This is a genomic window from Pseudovibrio sp. POLY-S9 (assembly GCF_001431305.1).
In the GTDB taxonomy this organism is placed as follows: domain Bacteria; phylum Pseudomonadota; class Alphaproteobacteria; order Rhizobiales; family Stappiaceae; genus Pseudovibrio.
Window position 1 is genome coordinate 7,733 of record NZ_LCWX01000074.1, and the last position, 1,758, is coordinate 9,490.

Below are 1,758 nucleotides of genomic sequence, written 5' to 3' on the forward strand. Positions count from 1 at the left end.
GGCCGCGCGCGCGGCTGGCCTGAATGTGAAACGGCTGCAACTCACTGCCTTTGCGATTTCTGGCCTGATTGTTGGCATCAGCGGCTTTGTGCTGGCTCCAATTGTCTCTGTCAGTCCAGATGCTGGGCTGCGCTATGTCATGAACGGCTTTATCGCAGCTGTTGTTGGTGGAATCGGCAACAACACTGGGGCTCTTATTGGCGGGCCTTTGATTGGGGTGATGGCCATGTTGACCGCCTATCAGATTGGTGGGGCCTATCAGGATTTAGGATCGCTGATCATTCTGGTGGCGATTTTGATGTTCTGGCCACAGGGGCTGTTTGGCAAAGCAACGGCGCGCAGGGTGTAACCATGGTAAGTCTCAACACACTCCCCCTTGAACACGATGAGAGCCTTGCTGGCCTTGGCGATGCTCCTAAACGTGAATTCAAATCGGATAAGCTGCAGTTCAAACTGGCGCTGATTGCCATTGTGATCACCGGGCTGGGGCCTGCCTTTTTGGGCAGCTCCTATTGGGATCACACCTTTCAGCTGGTTCATATCTATCTGACAGTTGCAATCTTGCAGAACTTTCTGTTTGTGGATGCAGGCCAGAAGAGCTTTGGTCAAGGTGCCATATTGGGCATGGGAACCTATGGTCTCGCTCTAGGCTGCGGGGTTTACGGGCTCTCCTTTGGCGTTGGCATTGGCCTTGCCATGCTGTGCGCTACTTTGGGCGGATTGCTGTTTGCTTTGCCAGCCTTGCGGGTGCAGGGCTTTCATCTGGGCTTTGTCACTTTGAGTGCGGCAATTGTTTTCCCGCAGCTGCTGATTGAGTTCGACGAGTTCACCTATGGCATCAACGGCATCAGCTATTTTGTGCCCAGCTTGACCCAACCGGTCATCGGCCCCCTCTCCTATCTCAACATGCTGTTGACACTGCTGCCCCTTGGCGCAATCGGCCTGCACTATGGCTTGCGTAATATGCGTCTTGGACGGCGCATGCGCATTGCCGCAGAAAGCCGGGAAGCTGCGGGCTCGCTTGGCATCAGGCCGGGCTATATGCGCGCGCTGGCGTTTACCATCGTTTCTATCGGCACGGGTCTGGCGGGCGCGCTTTATGTACCTGTGGTGGGCTTCGTTTCCCCGGAAAGCTTTTTGATTGACCTGTCCTTCACGCTGTTTTTCATCGTGGTTGTTGGCGGGCGCGGGCAGATATTCGGGCCAATCGTTGGCATCTGGGTGATCTATATTCTGCCGCACGTTCTGCTGGTGGATTTTGTCGAGTATCGCCTGCTGATTTACGGTGTTGTCACCTTGTTCATCGTGCTGGCAATGCCAGATGGTCTGGTGGGCACACTGGATGGCTGGAGACGCAAAAAGCTCAGCGGGGCAAAACGCGGAGCGGGCTTTGACCTCAAGCCCTTCATGAAAGTGATGGACGGGCTCATCACCTCACAGGCCAAAACGAGAGGCACAGCCATTATCGCAACGCAGAATGTGGTGAAGCGGTTTGGGCATGTTGTGGCGCTTGATGGGGTGGATTTTGACCTGCATCGCGGCGAGATTCACGCGCTTGTTGGTGCAAATGGATCGGGCAAAACCAGCCTGCTCAATGTTTTATCAGGCTTCAGCCACATGACTGCCGGTTCCTATCTGATCAACGGGGTTAGTGTTGCCAGAAAGGCCCCGGCGCAAATTGCTAAGGCCGGGATTGGCCGCACCTTCCAAAAACCGCGCGTGTTCATGGAGCTGTCTGTCTGGGATAACATCCAGATC

At 55.1% G+C, this 1,758-nt stretch carries 1 protein-coding gene and 1 pseudogene; both read left to right on the plus strand.

What is annotated here, in order from left to right:
- A pseudogene (locus tag PPL9_RS05485) lies at window positions 1–349 on the plus strand (branched-chain amino acid ABC transporter permease); the annotation flags it as partial.
- A 2-nt stretch (window positions 350–351) separates the two neighbouring features.
- Window positions 352–1,758, plus strand: a 1,407-nt coding sequence (locus PPL9_RS05490) for an ATP-binding cassette domain-containing protein (protein ID WP_208989190.1), incomplete at its 3' end; no start/stop codon positions are given.